Below are 4592 nucleotides of genomic sequence, written 5' to 3'. Positions count from 1 at the left end.
CGGAGAGGAAGTCGAAGCGGGCCGCCACCATGTCTGCGCTGTCGGCTTCAAAAACCGTCCCCTTGCCGACCAGGAAGTTGAAGTAGCCCTGCCTGGCCGCGTCAAAGCTGTGTCCGGCTCCGCACACCAGGGTGCGGGCGCCGCCAGTGAAGCGGAGGCCCTGGCGGCACACCGGGCACAGGAGGGGGAGATCGGCGGCGGGCATAGCTTTCATCCTATGCGCGGATCCCCGGCCCGCCGCGCGGCCGGGGCACTGGCTACAGGAGCGCCGGGCACATCGCGGCGTGTATCGCCGCACCGGCGCAACGTGAGGTGTTTCACAGGGGGCACGCCACGGGCTAGGCTCGCAATCGTGAAATCTGAACATCTTCCGCTGCTCAATTCCGTGTCCGCCCCTGCCGTGCACCCCGACGGTTCCCGCGCCGTGGTCTCCGTGCTCCGCCCGGACTTCGATGCCGATGCCTACGTGGGCCAGCTGTGGAACGTGCCCCTGGGTCAGGACCTGGCCCACCCTGACTTCAACGACCCGGACCAGAGGCCACGCCGGCTGACCCGGGGCTTCCGCGACACAGCACCGGACTTTTCACCTGACGGCCGTGCCCTTGGGTTCCTGCGTGCGGCAGCGGACGGAAAGCCGCAGCTGTTCGTGGTGGAAGCCGCCGGCGGCGAACCCCAGCTGTTGACGGAGGCCCCGCTGGGGGTCAGCTCCTTCACGTGGTCGCCTGATTCCCGCAGCATTCTCTTCAGCGCCCGGACGCCTGACGAGCGCCGGTATGGCAGCGTCGACGGCGTGAGTGCGGGCAGCGAGGACGCCCGGCTGATCACGGATTTCCAGTACCGGATGAACGGTGTTGGCTACACCGCTGACAAGCCGCTTCAGCTGTTCATCCTCGAGGTGCCGCAGCTTGACGCCGAACCGAAGGTGGCGCCGGCCGGACGCGCCCTGAAGGCCCTCGGCACCGCGGCCGATCCCGCGGAGAATGCTGCCGGGCTGCTGCCGGCCGCCAAACAACTCACCACCGCACCAGCGGACCACAACGGCGCCGGCTTCAGCGCCGACGGCGGCACCATCTTCTTCACCGCAGCCCTGCACGATGGGCGGGACACTGACCTCGTCAGCGGAATCTACGCGCTGCCTGTTACCGGAGGGCAGCCGCAGGCTGTGGTGCCGGCCAACGCCGGACGGCAGAGCATCAGCGCCGTGCGCCAATCCGCCGATGGGCAGTGGCTCTTCTTCCTGGCCCAGGACCTGGGCGCATCCGGGCTGGACTTCGTGGCCAGGAACACCGTCCTCTATGCGATGCCTGCCGCCGGCGGACACGCCACGGCGCTCAGCGATGCCGAGGCGCTGGACCTGTCCGGCGGCAGCCGGCTGGAGCTGCGCGGCGGCGCGGGCGCCCTGGTGCTGAACAATGCGCGGGGAACCGTCGAGCTGCACGAATTCGTTGCGACGGGCGGCCACACAGTCCTCCTGGAAGGCAACCGGGTGGTGACCGGCGCCGCGGAGGGTGGCGGAACGCTCGTGGTGAGTTTCAGCGATTCGACGACGGCCGGTGATGTTGCCGTGCTCGAGCGCGGGCAGGTGCGCCGCCTGACGGACTTCTCCGCCCAGCTGCGGAGCGTGGCGGGGATCAGCGAGCCGCAGGAACTGACATTGGCCTCGGCCGACGGGTACCCGGTCCACGGCTGGCTCGTGAAGCCGGCGGGCCCGGGACCGCACCCGGTGCTGCTGAACATCCATGGTGGCCCGTTTGCCCAGTTCGGGGTGGCGTTGTTCGACGAAGCGCAGGTCTATGCCGGGGCCGGTTACGCCGTGCTGATGTGCAATCCGCGGGGTTCGGCCGGTTACGGCCAGGCACATGGCCGGTCCATCAAGGAGCGGATGGGAACCGTGGACATGCAGGACGTCCTGGCGTTCCTGGACGGGGCTGTGGGGAAGTTCGAGGATCTGGACGCCGCCAATGTCGGCATCATGGGCGGATCCTACGGCGGCTACCTGACGGCGTGGACCATCAGCCACGACCACCGTTTCCGGGCGGCCATAGTCGAGCGTGGTTTCCTGGACCCCGTGAGCTTCACCGGTTCGTCCGACATCGGCTGGTTCTTCGGTGGCGAATACACCGGCCCGGCGGCGGAGCAAATGGCGGCCCAGAGTCCCATGGCGCGCGTGCAGCACGTACGGACGCCGTCGCTGGTGATCCACAGCGAGGAGGACCTCCGGTGTCCCGTGGAGCAGGGCCAGCGGTACTTCACCGCCCTCAAGCAACAGGGGGTCGAGACCGGATTCCTGGTCTTCCCCGGTGAGAACCATGAGCTGTCCCGCTCCGGCACGCCGCACCACCGGAAGCAGCGGTTCGATGAAATCCTGAAGTGGTGGGCCCGCTACCTGCCGTCCGCATCGAATCCGGCGCCGCAGCCCTAGCCCTGGCCCTGGCCCGCAGGCTTAGTCCGCGGCCGGGTCCGGCAGGAACCCGAGTTCCTGCCGGGCGCGGCTGATGTCCGGCTGGGCCCAACGGGCGGAGTATTCGGCATTGTTGCTGATGGAGCGCAGCTCGGCCCGGTCCAGGAAGAGGATCCCTTGGAGGTGGTCGGTTTCATGCTGGACAATCCGGGCCTGCCAGCCGGAGAAAGTCTGCTGGAGTTTCGTGCCGTCCGGCGCCGTGAAATCGAGCTGGACTGATTCCGGCCGCACGACCGCCGCCTGCAGGCCACCAATGGAGAGGCAGCCTTCGTAGAACGCCGCGGACTTCGCGCCCAGGGGACGATAGCTCGGGTTCAGCATGGCAAAGAACGGCAGCGCCTCCCGCCCGCGGACGGCAGCGACGTCGGGATCGACGTCGAACTGGTCCTCGAGGACAGCGATCTGCAGCGGAATCCCCAGCTGCGGGGCCGCCAGGCCCACGCCTGGGGCCTTGTGCATCACGCTGCGCATGAGGTCGATGAGGTGCCCGAGGTCAGCATCAGTCAACTGGCCATCGTACGGCGCCGCCACGTGCCGGAGCACCGGGTGTCCGGCCTGGACAATCGGCGGGAGGATGCCGGCGCTCAGGATCTCCTGGACGGTCTCGCTTATCCGGGCGGCGCTGTAGTCAGTGGGCCTGGCGTCAAAGGGCATGCCCCCACACTACTGGCGCCCGCACGCCTTTGTAACAAAGTCGTAGATGCGGGCGCGAAGTTGGCTGCCGGCGTCGATCTTCACAATTCCTTCGCAGCCCGCCACCCTGACCTGCAGGGGAAGGAGTGTGCCCACTTTGTCTTCGGCCACTGCATGGGGATCGCAGCGGGAGGGCCTGATGCCGAGGCGCACTTGGGCCGGGGCACCGCCGGCGCGGACCGTCACCGACCGGGGCCACGGGGCTTGTGAGGCCTCCGCCAGCAGCGTGGTTTCCTCGATCCGGTCTATCACCAGTTCACCGGCGCCGGCGGCGCGCGGTTGCAGCAGCAGGCGCACGACGGCGGACTGACCGTCCGCGGCGACCTCGAGCCCGGGATCCAGCGCGATCGTGGCGACGGCCGAGGCTTCCCGGGCCAGGCACAGCTCCGAATTGTTCCGCGCCAGGACGCCGAACGGGTCTGTTGCCTGAGCCATGGCCGGGACCGGCACGGCACCTTCCGGCGTGGCCAGCCGCAGGGATACGTGGGCGTCGCCCGCAGCCCCGGAGGTGGCTCCCGTGCCGGCCGGGCTGCCGCAATCCGGGGCGGGCAGCGGCGCCGGCAGGCTCTTGGGCTGTCCGGGCGGAAGCTCGATCCCGCCGGTGCGGGCGGACCAGATGATCGGGGCCGCGAAGAGAGGGCTGGTCAGTTCCGCGCCGAGGACCGTCAGGGCATGGCCGGTGGTGTTCGTGAGCTGGATTTCGATGATCTGCTTGCTGTAGTTGTCGCGGAACTGGCTGATTTCCGCGGTCACGGGGCCTGTGGTGATCGGGGTAGCCGACGCCGTCGCGCTTGCCGGGGAGGCGGTGCCGCCGGCGGTTCCGGAGCTGCATGACGCCGCCGCGCCGAGCAGCACCGTGGCGGCGGCTGCCCGCAACACCCAATACGATGCGGCGCCGCGCATCACGGGAAGTCCGTCCATGCGCACAGTCTATTCCGGGGCAAACCCGTATCAATGCGCTGCCTAATGCATCGTGAAACGGCGGGCGATCAGGGAATTCACCGGCGGAACTGCGGCGACGCCTGCGATGCCACGGTTCCGCAGCGCCAGTAGACGGTCCGTGAGGGGCCGGCCCAGGGCCATGTTTATTTCGGCCTGGCGTGCGGCTCTCGCCGCCGCCCGCAACCGGGTCCGCTCAAAGGTCCGGAGGCGATCCGTGACATCCTGGCCGCGCACGGCCGCAGAGACGATCGGTGCCAGCGCCGCGGCATCCAGCCAGCCGAGGTTCATGCCCTGCCCGCCGATGGGGCTCACCTCGTGGGCCGCATCCCCGATCATCACCACCCGGCCGGCCACCATCCGGGGGACCAGGCGCGTGCGGACGCCGAAGCGGCTGAGCATGCTGTTGGTCCCGGCGTCGATAGCGAGCCCCGTCCGTTCGCGCACGCAGCCCATGAGCCACCGGGCGTCGACGCCGGGAGCGTCGACGCCGGGAGCG

General features: G+C 69.3%; 5 protein-coding genes. 1 reads left to right on the top strand and 4 read right to left on the bottom strand.

The window, feature by feature from the left end; all coding sequences use genetic code 11:
- On the bottom strand, window positions 1–205 hold a 205-nt coding region (locus tag Y706_RS29190; RefSeq protein ID WP_043435563.1), incomplete at its 3' end, for a putative RNA methyltransferase.
- A gap of 147 nt (window positions 206–352) precedes the next feature.
- Here Y706_RS29190 and Y706_RS0108950 point away from each other — a divergent pair.
- Window positions 353–2422 carry a S9 family peptidase gene (locus Y706_RS0108950; protein ID WP_028276335.1) on the top strand — a complete coding sequence of 690 codons (2070 nt, stop codon included), beginning with the start codon at window positions 353–355 and terminating at the stop codon, window positions 2420–2422.
- Window positions 2423–2443: 21 nt separating this feature from the next.
- Here Y706_RS0108950 and Y706_RS0108945 read toward each other — a convergent pair whose 3' ends face one another.
- The 3 genes from Y706_RS0108945 to Y706_RS28015 form a co-directional block, all read right to left on the bottom strand.
- A complete protein-coding gene (locus Y706_RS0108945) occupies window positions 2444–3115 on the bottom strand; it encodes a peptide deformylase (RefSeq protein WP_028276334.1) in 672 nt (223 codons plus the stop codon).
- Between the two features lie 9 nt (window positions 3116–3124).
- Window positions 3125–4075: a hypothetical protein gene (locus Y706_RS0108940; RefSeq protein ID WP_028276333.1), complete on the bottom strand. Its 951-nt coding sequence runs from the start codon at window positions 4073–4075 to the stop codon at window positions 3125–3127.
- 42 nt (window positions 4076–4117) lie between these two features.
- On the bottom strand, window positions 4118–4592 hold a 475-nt coding region (locus tag Y706_RS28015; RefSeq protein ID WP_043435561.1), incomplete at its 5' end, for an FAD-dependent oxidoreductase.

Origin of the sequence: Arthrobacter sp. I3, assembly GCF_000520575.1 — a bacterium.
GTDB classification, from domain to species: Bacteria; Actinomycetota; Actinomycetes; order Actinomycetales; family Micrococcaceae; genus Arthrobacter; species Arthrobacter humicola_A.
Note: the sequence above shows the minus strand (reverse complement) of the source record. Positions and strands in the feature narration are given on the sequence as shown.